We start from the raw sequence: 22,756 nt of genomic DNA, 5'->3' as shown, positions 1-22,756 counted from the left end.
AGCTTAAATATCGGTTTTCAATTTTGAATAAATATCGAGGCTGATCAACTCTCCGTTTTTTATTTCGCAGTCTCTCATGGTTCCTTCGTGTATAAAGTTTAGTTGGCGCATGGTATTTTTGCAGGCCGTATTTTCTGATTCTACAAATGCCTCTATCCGGTGTAGGTTGAGGTTGCTGAAACCATAGGTGAAGATCAGGGGAACAACCTCTTGTATCATTCCCTTGTGCCAGGCATCCTGTAGCAACCAAAATCCGATTTCTGCCTTTCGATGGGCTTTGCTTAGATTGTTGAACCCTGCACCTCCATAAAAAGTTCCGTCGTGCAAGGAACAAATAGCCCACCAGATTCCCGTTCCGTTTTTTTCGAGGTCGGCAAAGAATTTCAGTTGTTCTTTGGTTGCTTCCAAACTTTGATAGCTAATGCCATAGTATTTGGTAATGATAGGGTCTGAAAGTCCACGATATACATCCTTAAGGTCTGTGCCGGTAAATTGGCGAAGCAAAAGTCTGTCGGTTTTGATGATCGGGAATTCCATTTTCTTGCTGTATTAAACGGTGGTTTGCTGCCAAAACTAGGCTTGGACTTTAAATAAGACAAAGCAAAAATAACCGAAACTGTTCGATGCTGTACAGCTACTGTCCGTTATCGGACATGTTTTTTGGGGAATAAAAAATAATTAACTGTAAATCAGTTATTTAAAAATTATTTTCCGCTTGGCACAAACTTGGCAATTAACCGAGCATTAACACGATATTCCAAATGGACAAAGTAATACAGAAAAAAAGATTTAGTAAGAAAACGATTTTAATCATAGCAGGTACAATCATTTTCGTAGGCTTAGTGGCCTATGGCTATAGCTTATCGCTCAATAAGGTTTACAAGGCCGATCCCGATAAGGTAACCATCAGCAAAGTTCAGTATGGCGATTTTGAAGACGTGGTATTGTTGAATGCCAGCGTAGTGCCGTTAACTTCGGTAATCGTGAGTTCGTCTGAAGGAGGTACCGTTGCAGAAATTTTTACCGAAAATGGTGCGTCGGTGGTTAAAGGCACACCTTTGTTGCGCATTGCCAATGCCAATGCCATGCTGGGCTATACGTCGAGCCAAACCGCGGCTACCGAACAAATTAACCAGTTGCGCAAATCGAGGTTGGATTTGGAACAAAACCAAAGGGTACTGAACCAAGACCTGCTCGATGTAGAAAACAACCTGAGAACCGCAACCAGACAATATAAATTAGACAGCTCTTTGTTTGCGAAAAAAGTAATTACGCTCCAAGAATTCAATAAATCGAGCCAGGATTACGAATACTACCAAGGCAAACGCAAAATTGTAAAACAAGCCATTTTGCAGGAAAACCAAAGCCGTAAGATGCAGTTGGCGCAAATTGACCAGTCGATGGCCCAAATGAACGAGAGTTTGGAAATGATCCGCAAGAACATCGAAAACATGACCATCAAGGCGCCGGTTTCGGGTAAACTGTCGTCGTACGATCCGGTGATCGGTAAATCGTATGGCGCGAACGAAATGATCGGAAAAATCGATGTATTGCAAGGCTATAAGCTGCAGGCTGGCGTTGATGAGTATTACATCAACCGTGTGAAGGAAGGACAAACCGCGCAATGCGAGTTTAACGGAAAGACCTATAAACTGACCGTTAAAAAAGTAATCCCAGAGGTTACGGCCAGTCAGTTCCAGGTGGAGTTGGCCTTTGAAGGCAAATCGCCCGACGAGCTGAGAAGGGGTTTGTCTATGCAGGTGAAATTGACCTTGTCTGACAACAGCAAATCGCTATTGCTATCGCAGGGACAGTTTTTCCAAAGCACCGGTGGCAGCTGGGTATTTGTAGTGAACAATGGCAAGGCCACCAAAAGAAACGTAAAAATTGGCCGTAAAAACTACTTGTACTATGAAGTGTTGGAAGGCCTGCAAAAAGGCGAAGAGGTAATTACATCATCGTACGACCAATTTAACCAATACGATATCATTGAAATTAGCAAGTAGGTTCAAATAGAAATTTAGGTTGGGTTAGCTCTGTATCAGGTGCGTTGATCGGAGCACCAACCTTAAAAAACATAAACCAGTAGAAAAACCGATGAAGAAAGCGGGCTACATATTTTTATTCCTTTTGTTGCATGGCTTCATGGCTGTTGGACAGATTTTTCCGAAGTCGTTTTTTGAGCATTATCAATTATCGACCAAGAAAACAAAATCGTTCGATATTTATGTAACCAAGCCCGTAGCCAAAGGACCAAAGCCTTTGCTGATTTATTTGGATGGTTCTGGCAATTATCCGATCGAGTACAAAACCAAATCTGGCCGTTATTCTACCTCCATTGCCATGAATATTGGCCGTTATGCCAAAGACTATTATGTGGTCATCATCAGCAAACCGGGCACACCGTTTTCCGATTCTTTGCAGTACAGCCACTCGGGAAGGGCTTTTTATCCCGAAAATGCAAGCTACAAGGAATTGTACAGTTTAGATTGGCGGGCAGAAACCGCTTCGGCTGCTATCGATTTTTTGGTAAAAAAAGGCGATGTAGACAAGAACAAGATCATTGTAATGGGCTACTCCGAGGGCTCGCAGGTTGCGCCTAAAGTAGCAGTGCTCAATAAAAAGGTTACCCATGTGGTTTGCTTTGTTGGCAATGCGCTGAACCAGCTGTACGATTTTATGATTGGCGCCAGGTTGCAAGCCTATAGCGGTAAGATTTCTGCCGAAGAGGGTCAGGAGATCGTTGATTCTTTGTATCGCGAATATGCCAAGATTTATGAAAATCCTACTTCGGTTACCGAAAATTGGTACGGCGAAAGTTATTTGAAATGGAGCAGCTTTACGCAAACAACGCCCTTGGAAAACATGCTTAAACTCCATATTCCCATTTTGTATGTAGCCGGGGGCCGGGATAACAACCAAACCATTTTGGATATGGATTATGCGAAACTGGAATTTTTGAGAAAAGGCAAGAAAAACCTCACCTACAAGGTTTATCCCAATGCCGATCATTATTTTCAGGAAGAAAAAGTTGTTGATGGAAAGGTGAAAAAGACCGACCGTTTAGACGAGGCCCATCAATATGCCATCGATTGGATCAATGCCAATCATCAAACAGAACGAACACCAACTACTGCCAAATAACATCAAATATTAAAAAAACTAAAATAGGATAACTGCTATGATTAAGATCGAAAATCTAGAAAAAGTTTACAAAACCGAAGAAATCGAAACCACTGCCCTCAACGGAATCAACCTGCATGTGGCCGAAGGCGAATTTGTTTCCATTATGGGCCCTTCCGGCTGTGGCAAATCAACTTTGCTTAACGTAATGGGCCTTTTAGACAAGCCTGAAAGTGGCAGCTACAAGTTTATCGATACCGAATTGTTGACTTTAAACGATAGGGAACGTTCAAATTTCAGAAAGAGAAACATGGGCTTCGTGTTCCAGAACTTTAACCTTATTGATGAGCTGACCGTATTCGAAAACATCGAATTGCCTTTGATCTACAACAAAGTACCTGCCGGCGAGCGCAAAAAAATGGTGAACGAAATTATCGGTCGTATGAACATCGTAAACCGTAGCGGACACTTTCCGCAACAGCTTTCGGGTGGTCAGCAGCAACGTGTAGCGGTAGCCCGCGCCTTGGTAACCAAACCTAAATTGGTACTGGCCGATGAGCCTACCGGTAACTTGGATAGTACACACGGTAACGAGGTGATGGAATTGCTTTGCGAGCTGAACGAATCGGGCACCACCATTGTGATGGTTACCCACTCTAGTCACGATGCCAGTTTCTCTAACCGTATCATCAACCTGAAAGATGGTCACGTGATTTCGGAGAAAGTTAACAAAGGCAGAACTGAAGAGCTGATTTAATCGGCCCTTCAGGGTTGCAGTTTAGGTTTATTGTGCCTCGCTGATGGCCAATAAACCAATGAACTAATGAACCAGTGAACCAATCAGCCAATACCACACACAAATGAACCTAATCAACTAATAAGATGTTTCGATTAAACCTAAAAATCGCATTACGCAATCTGTGGAAGCATAAGGGATATACATTGCTTAATATTTTTGGGCTTTCTGTTGGCCTAACCGGCTTTATCATGATTTTGCTTTTTGCCAACCATGAGAAAAGCTATGATAGCTGGAACCCCAATGCCGATAATATTTACCGCATTTCGATCAGATGGGCACCTGGCGAGGAGGAATATTCATCGAGCCCGGCCGAATTGGCTCCGGCATTGAAAGAGGCCTTGCCCGAGATCCAAGACTATGCCCGTTTTTATGTATGGGACATTGGGCAGCGCTTGGTGGCCAAAGACAAAAATGAGGCCTATGTAGACCACATTATGGGGGTCGACAGTACCTGGTTTAAGCTGTTCCCTTATAAGTTTATTTATGGCGATGCACCAAAATCGCTGATGGCCGCCGATCAGATTGTATTGAGCAGCAAAACCAGCGAACAGTTTTTTGGCAAGGCCAATCCCGTTGGGCAAACCCTTACCATCAACAACAATAAACGTTATACGGTAAGTGGCGTATATCAGGAGCCCAATACGGCAGAGCACATGGATTTTGATGGTTTTATCAAAAAATCTTCGGCAGGCGATGGCTGGGGCAATGGAAACTTTTATACCTATTTGTTCCTGAAAAAGGGCATCGACGGAAAACTTTTTGAGGAAAAAATCAACAAAGCCTTTAACAGGTTGCCGATTATGAAGCAACAAGACTGGCTAAAAAAGGCACACATCTACATTACGCCAGTTAAGGATATCTACCTCAAGGCAACCAGCGCGCAAGATCCGGCGAAACGGGGCAATGCCAAAACCGTAACGCTTTTACTGTTGTTTTCGGGTTTGTTGCTGGTTATAGCCTGCATCAACTTTACCAACCTGTCTATTGCCCAATCGGTAAAACGCGCTAAAGAAACCGGCGTACGCAAGGTTTTAGGAGCCAGAAGAAACAATTTGATTACTTATTTCTTAACCGATACGGCCATTCAGTGCATTTTGGCCCTGTTGCTTTCTTTTGCATTGGTAGAGGTGTTTACGCCTGTGCTCAACAATTTAATGGATTTGAACCTCTCTTTATTCGGCTACAACAATCCGATGCAGCTGACCCTGCAGTTAAGTTCGGTCATGTTGCTGGTTATTTTGTTGTCTGGAGGTTATGCCGCATTTTTCTTGTCTAATTATGAGCCTGTAAAGGTGCTGAAAGGCAATTTGTCGAGGAGCATGGGCAGTTTATGGATGCGCAAATCGTTGATTATGGTGCAGTTTGTAGTGGCTACCGTATTTATGGTGGCACTCATTATCATCAGGCAACAGGTTAATTACATCAAAAACCAAGATGTAGGCTTCAACAAAGACCACGTGGTGGTGTTTAAGATCCGCAAATGGGAAAGCAGGAAAAATTTTGCGCAGATTAAGCAGCGACTTGCCAAAATAGATGGCGTTGCCGCGGTAAGCCGGGTAAATTATTATCCAGGCGTAAAGGCCATGCAGGTTATTGGTCGCGAGTATAAGGGCAAGAGCATCCAGAACCTCAGCATGGTTACTGTAGATTTCGACTACTTTGAAGTGATGGGCATGCCTGCGCAATTGGGCCGTACGTTTTCTACCCAATTTGCTACAGATAGCTCGGCCATTGTGGTTAACGAATCGGCAGTTAAAAAATACCAGTTGCAAAAAGAGGTTGGTCACCAATGGATTGAAGACAGAACCTTAGTCGGTGTGGTCAAAGACCATGTGCAAAAAGGAATGGAAACCCGTGCCGAACCAACTGCCTTTGTGGTGGAGGGCCGAAATACAAATAGCGCCGATAATGTAATCTTAAAAATAAAGGGTGAAAATGCACAACAAACCTTAGCCGAAGTGAAAGGCGTTTGGGAATCGGTAGAACCTTTTCCTTTCCAATACACTTGGCTCGACCAAAGCTTTGCCAAGGTTTACGAGCAATATGTAAGGCTCGATAAGCTATTCAATATTTTTACCTACGTTACCCTGTCAATTGCCATTTTGGGCCTATTTGCCCTGGCCTCTTTTACCGTTCAGGAACGGACAAAAGAGATTGGCGTAAGAAAAGTATTAGGCGCCGAAACAAAGGATATTTTGCAACTATTGAACAAAAGCTTTTTGGTGCTCATCATCATAGCCAACCTCATTGCCATTCCGGTAGCTTACATTTTATCGAGCAATTGGCTGGCTGGGTTTGCCTACCGTACCACGATTACCATTTGGCCATTTGTGGCGGCAACGCTGATTTCGGTAATCATCACCATCGTAACCGTAAGCTTGCAGGCCTATAAAACCGCCAATGCCAAACCAGTAGATGCGTTAAAGTACGAATAAGTCTATGGACCATGGTCTATAGTCCTTAGTCGATGGCCTAACAAGCTAATGGACTAATGAGCCAATGAACTAGTGAACCAATGAACTCACAATATGTTTCGATTAAATCTTAAAATCGCTTTGCGTAATTTATGGAAGAACAAAACTGCTTCTTTCATCAATGTAGTTGGCCTGGCCATTGGTTTGGCTGCCTGCCTCATGTTGCTGCTGTATGTAACCTACGAGTGGAATTTTGACAAGCAGTCGAAAAACGCCGCTGATGTGTACACTACCATGACCAATATTGCCGGAGAAGGCGGTACTATTTCTGGTACTTTCGAAGGTTCTACCACTGCGTTTGGCCCTGCCATTAAGCAGGATGTGCCCGAGGTAAAATACATGACCAGGTTAGATTATGGTCGCAAGAGCCTGATTGCCAATGGTACCAATTCGTTTAAGCGCAATTCTAAGTTTGCCGAACCCGATTTTTTCCATATGTATGATTTCGAGTTCATTAACGGTAATCCCAATACGGCTTTAAACAATCCTAACTCTGTGGTGCTGACCGAAACTACGGCCAACATCCTGTTTGGTACTACCGATGTGTTGAACAAAACAGTTCGTTTTCAGGATAAAATCGACCTGAACGTAACCGCCGTAATCAAAGATCAGCCGGATAACAGCTCTAATAAATTCGATTACCTCATGCCTTGGTCATTATTGGGCAGCATCGATCCTGGTGCCAAAGAGCTGAACTGGGAAAATTACAGCTATGTTACCCTGGTGATGCTAAAGCCTAATGCCAATTTGGATTTGGTCAACAAAAAGATAAAAGAAGTAATCAAAAGAAACACCGATGTCGATTTTCAGAGCCAATGTTTGTTTCCTTTGAGCAAATTGCACCTGTACGGGAAGTTTGAAAACGGCAAGAGTATTGGTGGCAACATCGAGCAGATTTGGCTGTTTACGGGATTGGGATTTGGCATTTTACTGATTGCCTGTATCAATTTTATGAATATGGCTACCGCCAAATCGGAGAAAAGGGCCAAAGAAGTGGGCATTAAAAAAACCATTGGCGCCAATCGCTGGTCGCTCATTACCCAGTTCCTCACCGAATCGATGGTGCTGGCTTTTGTGGCCGTTATTGTGGCCATTGCCCTGCTCGAACTCTTTTTGCCAACCTTTAACCATTTGCTCAATATCAAATTGAACATGGGCTATTTTAACGGAGGCAGCTGGATAGGCATTTTGGCTATTGTATTTGCTACCGGACTGATTGCTGGCAGCTATCCGGCATTTTACCTGTCGGCTTTTAATCCGATACAGACTTTAAAGCGCAAAATTGGCAAAAATAGCTTCTTGCAGATCAGTTTAAGGCAGGTGTTGGTGGTTGGACAATTCTGTTTCGCTATCATCCTCATCATTTCTACTTTGGTTATTTATCGTCAGATCCAATATGTGAAAAACAGGCCTGTTGGCTTTAATATCAATGCTTTGGTAGAGATGCCCCAAGATGGCGAACTGAAAACCAAATACGAATTGCTGCGTGCCGAACTGCTCAAATCGGGTGCGGTTACCAGCATGTTCCAATCGTCGGTAAGCCTTTCGCATCGTGGTTCTAATTTTATGGACATCAGGTGGGAGGGAATGACCCAAGCCGAAAACACGCAACTGTTTAACCAGGTAGCCACTACTTACGATTACATTAAAACCAATGGCATCAAAATGCTGGAAGGAAGGGACTTTTCCGAAAAATTTGCCTCTGATACGGCAGGTATTATGGTCAGTGCATCAGCGGTTAAGACCTTTGGCTACACCAATCCGGTGGGCAAAACCGTAACGGTATTTGGCGATAAGTTCAACATCATTGGTGTGTTTGACGATTATGTGTGGGATTCGCCTTACAAATCGAATAACCCGATGGTGGTTTTCTTCGACCCACGACGCAAAGGCACCATTACCATGCGCCTGAACGAAGCCCATACGCTCGAACAGAACATCAATACCATTACGCAGCTTACCAAAAGCCTCAATCCGGCTTACCCCGTAGAAATCAACTTTTTGAATACGCTTTATGCCGATAAGTACAATACAGAAAAGACTTTAGGCATTTTATCGAACCTTTTTGGCGGGTTGGCCATCTTCGTGTCGTGCCTGGGCCTTTTCGGATTGGTGGCCTACAGCGCCGAACAGCGTACCAAGGAATTTGGCGTACGCAAGGTATTGGGCGCTTCGGTGGCTAATTTGATGCAGCTGCTCTCGGTTTCATTTGTGAAAATGATCGTAGTGGCCATTGTAATTGCTACGCCTATCAGTTATTTCGCCATGAACAAATGGCTGACCAAATTCGAATTCCATACCGAGTTTAACTGGTGGCTGGTACCTCTTGCCGCTTTCGGAACCCTGTTTGTAGCCTTGGTAACCATCAGTTTCCAAGCTTTCAAATCGGCCAAAGCCAATCCGGTACAAGCATTGAAATATGAGTAGTTGGTCGAGTCGATAACCGATAGTCTAGAGTCCATGGTCTATCGACTATAAACCATGGACTAATGATACAAATGAACCTGTAAAAACTAAAAATATGTTCCGATTAAACCTTAAAATCGCGCTCCGTAACCTTTGGAAAAATAGAAATATAACCGCTATTAATATTGGTGGCTTGTCTATTGCATTGGCCGCTTTCATGCTTATCATGATCTATGTGGCTTACGAAACAAGTTTCGACAAGGACAACCCGAACTACGACAATATTTATTTGGTGGGCCGAAAAACACCGGCCTTTACAAGTAACTATACTTCGCCACCGCTAAGCAAAGAAATCAAGCAGAATTTTCCTGAAGTGGAGGCCGTAGGAAAAATGAAATCGGGTGGTTTTGAATTTGCCATTAATAGTGATAAGAGTACCGTGTTTGTGCAAAAACTCTTGTTTGCCGAATACGAAGCCGCCAAGATGCTAAACATTAAGCCCCTAAAAGGACTGGAGGAGCCTGCGGGCGGCGAATTCTTATTTTACCTGAACGAGTCTTACATGGCTACGCTATTCCCCGACAAGAACGACCAAAAACCGAATTTGGTGACGATGGGAAACAAGACCTCGGGTCAATCGGGTGTGATAAAAGGCGCGGTATTTGCCAATCCGCATTCTAATATTTCTTTTGATGGCATTTCGATTGCCAAAGAAATAGGAGTTGGCGAACCCGAAGGCTATAACAATTACTTTACCTATATTCAAGTAAAACCGGGTACGGATGTAGAAGCCTTGAGGCAGAAGATCGAAAAAATGTACCGCGTTAGTCTGGCTAAAGCCGATACCGATCCCGACTGGAAATACATCAATGCCACAAATATCTATTTAGATCCATTAAAAAACCTGCATTTGAGGCCAACGGCAGGTACAGACACCAATTATAAGGTGTTGATAGCGCTTTCGGTATTAGGCTTTTTGATGTTGTTGATTGCCTGTATCAATTTCACTAACCTTAGTATTGCGCAGGCCACCAAAAGGGCCAAAGAAGTGGGTGTAAAAAAGGTGATGGGTGCTTTCAGGACACAGCTAACCTTCCAGTTTCTGATCGAAATCTTGATGCAATGTGTGGTAGCTACCATCTTTGCACTGATTTTGGCCGAATTGGTGTTGCCTAAGTTCAATAGCCTTTTTGAGGTTAACCTGGTTATTTGGCAACGCAGTGCCTTGTTGTGGCAACTCCCTTTGGTATTGATGCTGCTTACCTTGGTTGCAGGAGTTTACCCGGCAATGGTGCTTTCTGGCTTTAAACCCGCATTGGTGCTTAAAGGAAACTTCCAAACCAGCAGACAGAGCTACTGGCTCAAAAACGGTTTATTGGTACTGCAGTTTGGCATCGCGGTTATTTTTATCATCGGACTGTTGGTAATCAATTCGCAGCTCAAGTACATGCGTACGCAGGATGTGGGCTTCAAGCCTGATCAGGTGGTGCGAATTAAAAATATGGCGGTTTTTTCTGATCCTGCCGTTTTTGAACCTGTACGTAACCAGATGATGCAAATTCCAGGCGTAAAATCGGTAACCGTGGCCAATGGCATTCCCGATGGCTCAAAAACTGGAATCAATGGGTATACGGTTGATGGAAAAAATGAAAGCATCAACATGTTAAGCGTTGATTTCGACTATTTCGAAACGCTGGACATCAAAATAAAGGAAGGACGCTTTTTCTCGAGAAATTTTGCTGCCGATACCGCTAATTCGGCCATTTTGAACGAAAGTGCCATCGCCAAATACGGATTGACCAATCCAATAGGCAAAATCATTAGAGGCTGCAGCACCGATTACAGGATTGTAGGCGTGATTAAGGATTTTAAAGCTGATGGCTTTGAAACAGCGGTAGCACCAACCATTTACACCATCAAAGATCCTTGCTCCAATGCGAAATTGGATATCATGGTCAAGATAGAAGAGAACCAAATGGCAAGCGCCTTGGCGATGCTCAAAGCCAAATGGCCAACCATCAACAAAAAAGATGGCGACAATTTCCGCTACCAGTTTCTGGACGAATTGTACGGCCGTTTGTTCAAGAAACAAGAGCAATTGCAATCCGTATTTTTTGCGGCGGCAATCCTCACCATTTTCATTGCCGTATTGGGTTTGTTTGCCTTTGCCAAATACATTACCGCCGGACGAATGAAGGAAATAGCCGTGCGTAAAATATTGGGTGCATCCGATTTGCAGATACTGAAATTATTGAACAGTTCATTTTTTGTTATTGTGGTTGTTGCCAATTTGTTGGCTTGGCCGTTGGCTTACCTCATCACCAAAAAATGGCTCGAAACTTTTGCCTACAGGGTAGACGTGCCGATGCTTCCGTTTGCGCTCAGTGCATTGATTACCATTGGCTTGGCCATACTTACGGTAAGTTTGCAGGCCAATAAAAGCGTAAAAGCCAATCCTGTAGATGCATTGAAATATGAATAGGTTGATGCCAGTTAACAGTTTTCAGTTGGCGGTTTTCAGTTAACAGTTTTCAGTTGCCAATGAGCAGTTAGTTGTCAGTTCAACCCTATCACAATTCAGCATTTAACAGTTTAACAATTTAGTAATATAACAATACACCAATCAGCCAATCCCTAATGAACCAATGAACTAATGAACCAATGAACCATCCTCCAGCGCCGTTCGCTTATGTACAATAGATTGTCCGAAAACGAACATTGCTGAATGGGTTTTATGTTTAATTGATTGATAATTAGTGTGTTGTGTTTTTGTTGTGGCTTGGTATAAAAATTGGCATAGCCTAACTATAAAAAAGATATATGTTTCAACTGAATCTTAAAATCGCACTGCGTAACCTTTGGAAAAATAAAGGTTATACCTTAATTAACGTTGGTGGCTTGGCCATTGGCTTGGCTAGTTGTATGTTGTTGCTCATTTACGTGGCCTACGAGTGGAGTTTTGACAGACAGGCACCCAATAGCGATAAAACCTACGTGGTTTACAATAACTTTAAAACCGATGCCGAAACTTTCAGCTGGGCCTGGACACCAGGGGTGATGGCCAAAGAAGTGCAGGAAACCATTCCCGGCGTGGCCTACGCTTCGCACTCAAGCTATCCGCAACAGCAGCTGATCGGTTACGACAAAAAGCAATTCAAAAAAAATACCGTCTGCGCCGATCAGGCATTTCTGAAGATACTTGATCTTAAGTTTTCGCGTGGCAATGCCGAGCAGGCACTAAACGATGTAAATTCGGTTGTTTTAACCGAAACTTTGGCCAAATCCTTGTTTGGCAACGAAGATCCTATTAATAAAACACTAAAGCTCAACAATAACGACGTATTGAAGGTAAGTGGCGTTATTGCCGATATTCCCTACAACAGCAGCATCCGTTTCGATTACCTGCTTACCTGGGACATGTACCTGAAGCAAAACCCTTGGGCAAAAAACAACAACTGGGGCAGCAACCATTGCCTAACCCTGGTGCAGTTGCAGGATAATGCTTTATTTAACAAGGCTAATGCCGAGATGAAGGGAATTTATGGCCGTCACGTTAGAGATGCTAATGTAAGTACGGCCTTATTGCATCCATTAACCAAATGGCATTTGTACGATAAATTCGAAAACGGCAAATCGGTAGGCGGCCGTATAGACCAGATTAAGCTTTTCTTTATTTTGGCTTTCTGTATCCTTCTTATTGCCTGCGTTAACTTTATGAACCTTTCTACGGCCCGTTCAGAGAAGCGGAGCAAGGAAGTTGGCGTACGTAAGGCGATTGGTTCGTCGAGGAAATCGCTGATCAACCAGTTTATGCTCGAATCATTGCTGCTTGCCGTTATCGGGATGGCCGTTGCTTTTGTACTCATCGAAGTTAGCCTGCCTTATTTCAATGGCTTGCTCAACATTCATTTGGCCATCGACTATACCGATTGGAAATTTTGGAGCGCTTTAATTAGTTTGACCATTATTACAGGCCTGTTGGCAGGAAGTTATCCGGCATTCTACTTATCGTCTTTCGAACCCATCAAAGTATTGAAAGGCTTTAGCCTGCCGGGCAAGGCATCGATATCTGTGCGTAAAGTGCTGGTGGTATTTCAATTTACTTTTGCCGCCTGTCTTATTGTTTGCACGGCGGTAGTTTACCAGCAGCTTAATTTTATAAAAAATAAGCCCATCGGATTTCAAAAGGCTGGTCTTATCGAAATCCCGATACAAGGAAACCTGCTCGATAAAAGCAAGTTCAACCTGCTGAAACAGCAACTGTTGGCTTCGGGTGCGGCTACTCACGTCAGTGCCTTCAGTACGGGTTTAAACGAAGGTGGCAATAATACTTTTGGCATCTCTTGGCCAGGTAAAAACCCTAAAGAGAATGTGCTTTTCAATACCCGTGCAGTAGATTTTGATTTGATAAAAACCATAGGTTCACAATTGGTTTCGGGCAGGGAATTTTCATCTAATGCCGATTTCAAGAATAAACAAGTCATGCTTAACGAAGCTGCGGTAAAAGTGATGAAGCTGAAAGAAGGGGTGGGGGCCACCTTAACCTATGGCAACGATCAGGTAACCGTAATCGGCGTGATGAAGGATTTTACCAACGAATCGCCTTACCAAAGCGTGAGGCCAATGATCATGTATTATTATCCCGACGACCTTAACAGGGTATTGATTCGCCTAAATCCGAATCAAAACATCAGCGCTTCGGTAAACCAGGTTGATGAAGTGGTGAAATCAATCAACCCCGATTTTCCGGTAGACAGGGTTTTTGTTGACGATAATTTTGAACAAAAATTTAACAATGAAAAGCTGTTGGGCACGCTGTCTAACTGGTTTGGTGGCTTTGCCATCTTTATTTCGTGCCTGGGCTTGTTGGGCTTGGCGCTTTTCATGGCCGAACAACGTAAAAAAGAAATCAGCATTAGAAAGGTATTGGGTGCCAACACCACCGATATCCTCACCTTGCTGAACAAAGATTTTGTTAAGCTGGTAGCCATTGCCAACCTCATTGCTTTTCCGTTGGCCTACATTATTGTAAGCAAATGGCTTTCGGCTTTCGAGTTTAGGGTAGGCATTTCGGTATGGCCTTTTGTTATCGCCATGGTAGCCTGTTTGGTTATTGCGATACTTACAGTAAGCATACAGTCTATCAAAGTAGCCAAATCAAATCCAATTGATGCCTTGAAATACGAGTAGCGCGATTAAATAAACCAATAAGCCAATGAGTTAATTGGGTCAACAAGATTAAAAAACTGCCGAACCTTACAAAAAGATATATGTTCAAACTTAACTTAAAGATAGCCTTAAGAAACCTTTGGAAAAACAAGGGCTATACGCTGATCAATATTTTGGGCCTTTCTATCGGTATGGCCAGCTGCATCCTCATCTTCATCTTCATCAACTACCAGATGAGCTATGATAAGGGCTACAAGAATGGAAACCGGATTTATCGGGTAGTTTCCGAATGGAAATATGCCGATGGCAACGACTTTTATTCGCAAGGCGTGCCAAGGCCTTTGGCACCGGCCGTGCGCAACGATTTTTCGCAGTATTTAGAAAAAGTATCGGCCATTCAGGGTAGCGGAGGCATTATCAAGATCAATGATGCCAATGGCAAAGAAAGGCTTAAAACCGCCGAAGACGTATTATACATAGAACCCGATTTCTTTGATATTTTCGATTTCAAATGGCTTGCCGGCAATGCCCAGGCTTTGAAAGATCCCAATACCACGGTGCTTTCTAAAAAAATGGCCAACCGCTTCTTTGGCAACTGGCAAAATGCAGTCGGCAAATCATTCAACTACCAAAACGACATCAATTACAAGGTGGTAGGTGTAATTGACGATGTTCCAGAAAACAGCTCTAATCCATTAACGATTGTACTTTCCTACAAAAATTATAAAAGCAAAGATTTGGCAAACTGGGGCTCAGTGGCCTCCTCTTCAGAATGTTTTGTACTGTTAAAGAAAGGCTTTGACATCAGCAGCCTTGATGCACCAATGTCTAAGTTTTTAGCCAAGTATTATACCGAGAAAGCGCCGGGCAAGGAAAGCCATGTATTCCAGCCCTTAAACCAGATCCATTACGACGAGCGTTTTGGCAATTTTGCGGGTAGCATCATGCCGATGAAAGAGCTATACGGCTTAATGGTAATCGGTGCCTTTTTAATGCTCACCGCTTGTATCAACTTTATTAACCTGGCTACCGCACAATCGGTAAGCAGATCTAAAGAAATTGGGGTGAGAAAGGTAATGGGCAGCATGCGCAAGCAGTTAATCGCCCAATTCCTGACCGAAACTTTTGCCATTTCTGTTTTGGCTTTGTTGATTGCCTGCGTACTCACAGAAGCCGCCTTGCCGAGCATGCAGAACCTGTTTGGCGCCAAAATTTCTTTCAGCATCCTGCAAAACCCTGTTATTTTGGTGTTTATGTTGGTGCTCACGGTTGTGGTGGCCTGCTTATCGGGCTTTTATCCAGCCTTGGTCATGTCGGGTTTTAGTCCAGCTTTGGCCATTAAAAACAAGATCAAGGCGAACACGGGTGGCTTGGGCCTGCGCAAGGTATTGGTGGTGGTGCAGTTTACCATCACGGTCGTACTCATTATTGGAACGCTGGTTATCATCAAACAGATGCAATATTTGAGGGAAAGGCCAATCGGATTTAACCCTTCGGCTATTGCCATGGTCGATGTGCCCAGCGACAGCATCAGTACACAACGCTACGATGTGCTCAAACAGCGTATCATGCAAATGCCAGGCGTAAAAAGCGTTTCTTTCTGTAGCGCCGCACCTTCCTCGCTCAACAACAACGGCACCAGTTTTTCTTATAACGGTTCCAAAGACGCCGACTTCGACCTCAATACCAAAATGGCCGACGAGAACTATTTCAAGACTTTTGGCTTGGAAATGGTGGCAGGCAGAACCCTGAGCAAGAGCGATACCATCAAAGAATTTGTGGTCAACGAAACCCTGCTCAAAAAGCTCAATGTCTTGAATCCCAATGATGCCATTGGCAAAATAATGAGGGTAAGCCATAATTTTTCGGGACCTATTGTTGGTGTGGTCAAAGACTTTAACAACAATACCCTGCGCGATGCCATTTCGCCGATTGCCATTATGAGCCATAAAAAGACCTACACGGCTATAGCGGTAAAAATGGATAGCAAATCGATCATGCAAACCATGAAGGATATTGAAAAAACGTGGAACTCGGTATATCCAGAATATGTGTACGGCTCGTCGTTTTTAGATGATGTGATCAATAACTACTACCAAAGCGAGAAGATTATGGGCATTTTGTTCAAGGTTTTTGCCGGCGTGATCATCTTCATTTCCTTTATCGGTTTGTTTGGCCTGATTTCTTTCGTAGCTACGCAACGGACCAAAGAGGTAGCCATTAGAAAAGTATTGGGCGCTTCTACCTTCGAGCTGGTTAAAATGCTGAACGGTTCCTTTTTATTGATGGTATTTATTGCTAACCTGGTGGCTTGGCCTTTGGCTTACTTGTTTGTGTCTAAATGGCTAAACGGCTTTGCTTATCGGGTAGATTTGAGTATTTGGCCTTTCGTTTTGGCCATGTGCATCTCGATGTTCATTACCTTGATTACCGTAAGCATCAGGTCGTATAAGGCCGCCAGAGCCAATACCATTGATGCGCTAAAGTATGAGTAATTCTTAGGCGTTTCAGGTGGTCAAAGAAAAATGAGCAATTTTCGGTTGGCAGTTTTCAATTGGCAGTTTTCAATTCTCAATTAACCGTAAAGATTCAAAGTTCTCACAAAGGAATAGCAGTAATGAAATAGGCATCCCTTAGTCTTTAACCATCTTAGGTGTCTCAGGTGGTTACAGAAAAATGGGCAATTTTCAGTTAACAGTTTATGGTTGCAATTCGCAATTAAACCATTTAGCAATAAAGCAGTTGAACAATAAAAGATTAGCCAATCCACCAATGAACCCACAAAGCAATGCGAAGTTTCTAAAAATCACATTACTTTGTCCAACCCGTCCGCTACCGTACAGCGCGGTGTTCGGAAACGAACATTTTTGATTTTGTTCGTTTTGTAAGTTGTTGATTTTTAGTGTTTTGATTTTATTTTCTCTGCTTGGTATAAAATTGGCATTATAGCTAGTCGATTAAAAAAACTGATGCTATGTTCCGCCTGAATCTTAAAATCGCATTTCGAAATCTTTGGAAAAACAAGAGCTACAGCCTCATCAATATCCTGGGTCTTTCTATCGGCATGGCCTGTTGCATCCTGATTTTCATTTATGTGAGCTTTCAGCTTAGCTTTGATCGGGATTTTGAAAACAGGGATCGTATTTATCGCTTTGTGACCGACTGGAAATACAATAGCTTCGAGGATAATTCTGCTGGTGTGCCTATTCCGCTCATCGGTGCAGCGCGCAACGATATTGCCAATTTTGAAAAAGTAGCAGGCATCCTACGCGATGGGGGCGTGGTTATCGTAAAAGACGAACAAGGCAAAGACAAAATCAAAGAAGACAAATTTCTCTACTATACCGACCCCGCGTTTTTCGATATCTTTAACGTAAACTGGCTATTTGGCAACCAAAATAATGGCTTGGCCGACCCCAATACGGTGGTGCTGGCCGAAAGCATGGCCCAGAAATACTTCGGCGATGCCAAATCGGCAATGGCCAAGCCAATTACGATTAATGGCAACACGCTCAAAGTCGTTGGCGTGTTTAAAGACATGCCCCAAAACAGCAGCTTTCCATTAAAAGTGGTGGTGAGCTTTCAGACCTATTATGCTAAAAACAACAAAGACTGGGAATCGGTAAGCTCGAGCAATGCATGCTATGTGCTTTTGAAAAAAGGAACTACCCTGTCCGATTTACAGGCGCCTTTGGCCAAGTTTAACGAAAAATACAACAAGGGCAATCTGTTGCCGGGCAACCAGAGCAATCGACTACAATCTTTAGAAGAAGTACACTTTGACGAGCGCTATGGCAGTTTTGGCGAAAATACGATTACCAAAAAAGAAATTTACGGACTGGTGGTGATTGGGCTTTTTCTGCTGATTACGGCCTGCATCAATTTCATTAACCTGGCTACCGCACAATCGATTAACCGCTCAAAAGAAGTTGGCGTGCGCAAGGTAATGGGCAGTGCGCGCAGACAATTGATTTTCCAATTCCTTACCGAAACCTTGGCCATTACCGTAATTGCACTGTTGATTGCCTGTGTGTTGTCTGAATTGTCAATTCCGCTAATGGAAAAGATACTGAACAACAAAGCCCATTTCAGCCTCTTCAAAAATCAGTCTATTTTCCTATTTATGGCTGGTTTGGTGGTGATGGTCAGCTTTTTGGCGGGTTTTTATCCAGCATTGGTTATTTCGGGCTTTAATCCTGCCTTGGCTATCAAAAACAAGGTTACGGTAAATACTGGTGGTTTGAGCCTGCGGAAAATATTGGTGGTGGTGCAGTTTGCCATTACCGTGGTTTTGATCATTGGCACATTGGTTATCATGGACCAAATGGAGTATATGCGCAAAAAACCTTTGGGATTCAATACGCAGTCGATAGCCATGGTCGGTTTGCCAAATGACAGCGCGAGTAAGACCAAGCGCGGTACCCTTAAAGAAAGGATATTGAAAATTCCGGGCGTTGAAATGCTAAGCTATTGCACCATGGCGCCGATGTCTAATAATTTGAATACCACTAGTTTTAATTTTAACGGACAGCAAAACAAGGACTTTGAAGTACGATTGGCACCATCTGACGAAAATTACTTTAAGCTTTTCGGATTGCAGCTTATTGCCGGCAAAACATTTGCCAAAAGCGATTCGGTAAATGCCTATGTGGTGAACGAAACTTTCCTCAAACAGGTCAATATCTCCGATCCGCAACAGGCCTTGGGCAAAATCATCGACCAAAATGGAAGAAGGGCCCCGATTGTTGGCGTAGTGAAAGATTTTAACGACCAATCGTTGCAGCAGCGCATTTCGCCTTTGGCCATTTATCCAGAAAGCAGGCGCTACTACAATATGGCCCTCAAAATAGACAACAACCAAATGATGTCGGCCATGAAACAGGTAGAACAAATATGGAACAATACTTTTCCGCAGGAAGTTTACTATGCACAATTTCTGAACGAGAGCATCAATAATTATTACGAGGCAGAAAAAACCTTGGGTATGCTGTTCAAGGTATTTGCAGGGATTATCATTTTTATCTCTTTTATTGGGCTTTTCGGCTTAATTTCGTTTGTGGCGGCACAACGTACGCGCGAGCTGGCCATCAGAAAAGTATTGGGCGCATCGACGCAAGAACTGGTCAAAATGCTGAACAGCTCTTTTTTATGGATGGTTTTTATCGCCAACCTGGTGGCCTGGCCTTTGGCTTACCTGTTTGTTTCAGGCTGGCTTTCGGGCTTTGCCTATCGGATAGACCTTAGCGTATGGCCGTTTGTTTGGGCCATGCTTATTTCTATGGTCGTTACGCTCATTACCGTAAGCATCCGTTCGTACAGGGCAGCGGTAGCCAATACCATTGATGCACTTAAATATGAATAAGAAACAGTTTACAGTTGGCGGTTAGCAGTTTATCAGCAACAATTTGTAGCCATCCAACAATACCAACAATTTAACAATAACAACAGTTTAACAAGCTATCAACAATTAACATAAAGTCAAATGATCGAATTAAAAAACATAGAGAAATATTACGCCAACAAAGGTGTAAAAAGTTATATCCTTCGCCATGTAACAACCAGTATAAAAGCTGGCGAGTTTGTTTCTATCATGGGACCATCGGGAGCCGGAAAATCTACTTTGCTTAACATTTTGGGTATGCTCGAAGAGCCAACCTATGGCGAATATCATTTTATGGGCGAGGATGTAACCGCACTGAACGAACGCAAAAGAATAGAGCTGTACCGGAACCATATCGGTTTTGTGTTTCAGGCCTACCACCTGATTGATGAAATGACCGTGGCCGAAAATATCGAGGCTCCTTTGCTGTACAAAAAGATTTCGAGCGGAGAGCGCAAAAGTCGCATTGCCGATATCCTCGATCGTTTTAACATCGTAGCCAAAAAAGACCTCTTTCCTAACCAACTTTCGGGCGGCCAGCAACAGTTGGTGGGCATTGCCCGTGCCTTGGTTGCGCAGCCTTCCATCATTTTGGCCGATGAGCCTACCGGAAACCTGCAATCGGCACAGGCTGAGCAGATCATGGATTTGTTTAAAAAACTGAATGAAGAAGAAAAGATTACCATCCTGCAAGTAACCCATTCGGAGAAAAATGCGCAGTATGGCAACAGGATACTGAATATAGAAGACGGTGTAATTAAGGAGGATTTGGCAGTTGCCGTTCAATAGTTTTCAGTTAGCAGTTTTCGGTTAGCAATTAGCAACTAACAGTTCAATGGTCTAGTGTTTAACGGTTTAACACTTAACAATTTAACCATTCAACAATTTAGCAATGAATTAACCGAACGACGAACCAATAAACCAACCAATCAATTATATGTTTAAGATCAATTTCAAAATCGCCCTAAGAAACCTGTTCAAAAACAAAGTCTATGCGGCCATCAATATCGGCGGCCTTGCGCTTGGGCTTACCGCATTTGTATTGCTGCTGTTGTTTATCAACCACGAAAACAACTATGATAAATGGGATGCGAAACTTGAAAAAGTCTACCAAATCAGGGAAATGCACGATTTCTTTACGCCCGATAACAAGCCACATTGGCAAGATATCGGCGATTCGCGCATTGGCAACCTCCTTACAGAAAATGTGCCCCAGTTCAAACACGTTACCAAGATCAGCAACAATTGGGGTAGTGGCTATAACTCGATAAAAGTAGGCCAGAACGATCCGGTGTTGCAAAAAGGCTTCAGAGATGCCGATTCGTCTTTCTTCAAGGTATTTCCATACCAGTTTATTTACGGCGACGAAAAAACGGCCATTAATAAACCCCATACCATTGTATTGAAACAAAGCGTAGCCAAGCAATTGTATGGAACCGATAAGGTGCTCGGCAAAACCCTGAAAGTAGTGATGTGGCGCAATGATCCGGGCGAAGAATATACCGTTACCGGTGTAGTGGCTGATCCCGCAACTGCGCAAAGCGTGGCTTTTAATGCCATTACCCATAGTGGCAATCGGGAAAAAGACCCTGAACAACCCGGGAACTCTAATTATTGCCAGATCTATGCGGTGGCGGCTCAAGCGCTCGACACGGCTTCTTTAAACCAGAACTTGTTAAAAGTATATGTCGATTTTAAGAAAGCCAACTTTGCACAGCGTAAAATCAATTTCGCCGATTACTATAAAGATGGAAAGAAACCCGGCTTAAAGGCGGTTCCGGTTCAGAGCGTACATTCCAATCCGGCCCTGAGTTCGGGTTGGTTCGATAAAATAAAGCCTATTGTAGCACTTTCTATTTTCTTGTTGCTGGTTTCGGTCATCAACTTTGTAAACCTGGCTACTGCACAGTCGGTACAAAGGGCCAAGGAAGTTGGCGTAAAGAAAGTATTGGGTGCCTACAAAAAACAGTTGGTGGTACAGTTTCTGGTCGAATCGGCCATTCAAAGTTTAGCAGCGCTGTTTATCTGTATCGCATTGGTTGAAGTACTGTTGCCGGCCTTTAGCAATCATTTTGAAGTAGAACTGAGTTTCTGGCACAGCAAGCAACTGTTGAGCCTGGTGCTGCAACTCTTAGGCCTGTTTGTACTCATTACCCTGTTGTCGGGTTTTTATCCGGCTTGGGTATTGTCTAAATATAATCCGGTAAAAGTGCTCAAAGGCAATTACGAAACCGGATTTAAGGGCATGGCCTTAAGAAACGGATTGGTTATCCTGCAGTTTATCATAGCCGTTACCTTTATCATCGGCATCGGCGTCATGCAAATGCAAACCAGCTATATTGCCAGCAAGGATTTGGGCTTTGATAAGAGCAAGCTTATCAATATCGCCACCAATTACGACGATAATTTTGCCGAAAGGATAAAGAAAATAGCGGGTGTGCAGTATGTAGCTACAACGACGCAGGTCATGGGCAATTCGTTTAACGTGCCTCAACAAATCACTTATAAAGACCAGCAATTCGATATCAATACCGTTACAGTAAGCATGGATGCCTTGCCTGCCTTGGGTGCGCAGGTAGTGAGCGGTCGGATCTTTGCTCGCGAATACAAACAAGATACCGTTAATACAGCCGTACTCAATGAAACTGCGGCCAAACTGCTGGGCAAAAACATCGTGGGCCAAATGTACCAAAGTGGCAAGGGCGAAGGCAAAGTGTCCTTTCAGATTGTTGGCGTAATTAAAGACTACAACAACGAAAGCTTTGATAAAGCCGTGTTGCCAACCGTTTACAAGGTAACCCAACTTGGGGGCAGTTCAAATACCAATAACCTTTTGGTAAGGTTCAATACCGAAAACTACCAAAATGCCATTAAGGCTATCGAGGTAGAGTGGAAAAAGCTCTATCCAAATTATCCGATGCAGTATACCTCGGTAGAAGATGCCTTTCAAAAAGAACTCGAATCGAGCAAGCGTTTAATGCAATTGGTGGTATTGTTCAGTATCATCTCGGTTATCCTTTCGCTGTTGGGCCTATTTGCCTTGTCTACTTTTATGGCCAAAAGAAGAACCAAGGAAATTGCCATCCGCAAGATTTTGGGCGCCTCTGACCTGCAGATTGTAAACATGCTGAACCGTTCTTTCCTGATTTTGGTGTTGGCTGCCAACCTGATCAGCTGGCCGATAGGCTATATTTTTACCAATAGCTGGCTTTCAGGCTTTGCCTACAGGATTGACATGCCAATCTGGCCGTTTATTATCGCCACTTTATCGTCGGTAATTATAGCGGTGTTTACCATTAGCGTACAGGCCCGTAAAGCCGCGGTAAACAATCCGGTTGATGCGTTGAAATATGAGTAGGATGAACCAGTTGGCGGTTATCGGTTTGCAGTTGTTGGTTCATCATC

12 protein-coding genes are annotated in these 22,756 nt (G+C 43.4%); 11 read left to right on the top strand and 1 reads right to left on the bottom strand.

Going from position 1 to position 22,756, the window contains the following annotated elements:
* Positions 1 to 3 precede the first annotated feature (3 nt).
* Positions 4 to 537 carry a GNAT family N-acetyltransferase gene (locus VRU48_RS06880; protein WP_330107182.1) on the bottom strand — a complete coding sequence of 178 codons (534 nt, stop codon included), beginning with the start codon at positions 535 to 537 and terminating at the stop codon, positions 4 to 6.
* Between the two features lie 224 nt (positions 538 to 761).
* Here VRU48_RS06880 and VRU48_RS06875 point away from each other — a divergent pair, with 224 nt between their 5' ends.
* The 11 genes from VRU48_RS06875 (at position 762) to VRU48_RS06825 (ending at position 22,709) form a co-directional block, all read left to right on the top strand.
* Positions 762 to 2,006, top strand: a complete 1,245-nt coding sequence (locus VRU48_RS06875; protein ID WP_330107181.1) for an efflux RND transporter periplasmic adaptor subunit — start codon at positions 762 to 764, stop codon at positions 2,004 to 2,006.
* A gap of 91 nt (positions 2,007 to 2,097) precedes the next feature.
* The gene (locus VRU48_RS06870; protein WP_330107180.1) at positions 2,098 to 3,144 is read left to right on the top strand and encodes an alpha/beta hydrolase family protein; all 1,047 of its coding nucleotides are present in this window, start codon (positions 2,098 to 2,100) and stop codon (positions 3,142 to 3,144) included.
* 37 nt (positions 3,145 to 3,181) lie between these two features.
* Positions 3,182 to 3,880 carry an ABC transporter ATP-binding protein gene (locus VRU48_RS06865; protein ID WP_330107179.1) on the top strand — a complete coding sequence of 233 codons (699 nt, stop codon included), beginning with the start codon at positions 3,182 to 3,184 and terminating at the stop codon, positions 3,878 to 3,880.
* Positions 3,881 to 4,005: 125 nt separating this feature from the next.
* A complete protein-coding gene (locus tag VRU48_RS06860) occupies positions 4,006 to 6,357 on the top strand; it encodes an ABC transporter permease (protein ID WP_330107178.1) in 2,352 nt (783 codons plus the stop codon).
* Positions 6,358 to 6,450: 93 nt separating this feature from the next.
* Positions 6,451 to 8,823 (top strand): ABC transporter permease, encoded by a 2,373-nt coding sequence (locus VRU48_RS06855; RefSeq protein ID WP_330107177.1) that lies wholly within the window; start codon positions 6,451 to 6,453, stop codon positions 8,821 to 8,823.
* A gap of 94 nt (positions 8,824 to 8,917) precedes the next feature.
* A complete protein-coding gene (locus tag VRU48_RS06850; protein ID WP_330107176.1) occupies positions 8,918 to 11,284 on the top strand; it encodes an ABC transporter permease in 2,367 nt (788 codons plus the stop codon).
* A 338-nt stretch (positions 11,285 to 11,622) separates the two neighbouring features.
* Complete coding sequence (locus VRU48_RS06845) at positions 11,623 to 13,992, top strand: ABC transporter permease (protein WP_330107175.1); 2,370 nt, start codon at positions 11,623 to 11,625, stop codon at positions 13,990 to 13,992.
* An 80-nt stretch (positions 13,993 to 14,072) separates the two neighbouring features.
* Positions 14,073 to 16,466, top strand: a complete 2,394-nt coding sequence (locus tag VRU48_RS06840) for an ABC transporter permease (protein WP_330107174.1) — start codon at positions 14,073 to 14,075, stop codon at positions 16,464 to 16,466.
* Between the two features lie 479 nt (positions 16,467 to 16,945).
* Entirely contained in the window at positions 16,946 to 19,333 is a 2,388-nt protein-coding gene (locus VRU48_RS06835; protein ID WP_330107173.1) for an ABC transporter permease, read from the top strand.
* Between the two features lie 120 nt (positions 19,334 to 19,453).
* Entirely contained in the window at positions 19,454 to 20,140 is a 687-nt protein-coding gene (locus VRU48_RS06830) for an ABC transporter ATP-binding protein (protein WP_330107172.1), read from the top strand.
* Between the two features lie 148 nt (positions 20,141 to 20,288).
* Complete coding sequence (locus tag VRU48_RS06825) at positions 20,289 to 22,709, top strand: ABC transporter permease (protein ID WP_330107171.1); 2,421 nt, start codon at positions 20,289 to 20,291, stop codon at positions 22,707 to 22,709.
* Positions 22,710 to 22,756 lie beyond the last annotated feature (47 nt).

The sequence above is a fragment of the Pedobacter albus genome (genome assembly GCF_036324255.1).
In the GTDB taxonomy this organism is placed as follows: domain Bacteria; phylum Bacteroidota; class Bacteroidia; order Sphingobacteriales; family Sphingobacteriaceae; genus Pedobacter; species Pedobacter albus.
Note: the sequence above shows the minus strand (reverse complement) of the source record. Positions and strands in the feature narration are given on the sequence as shown.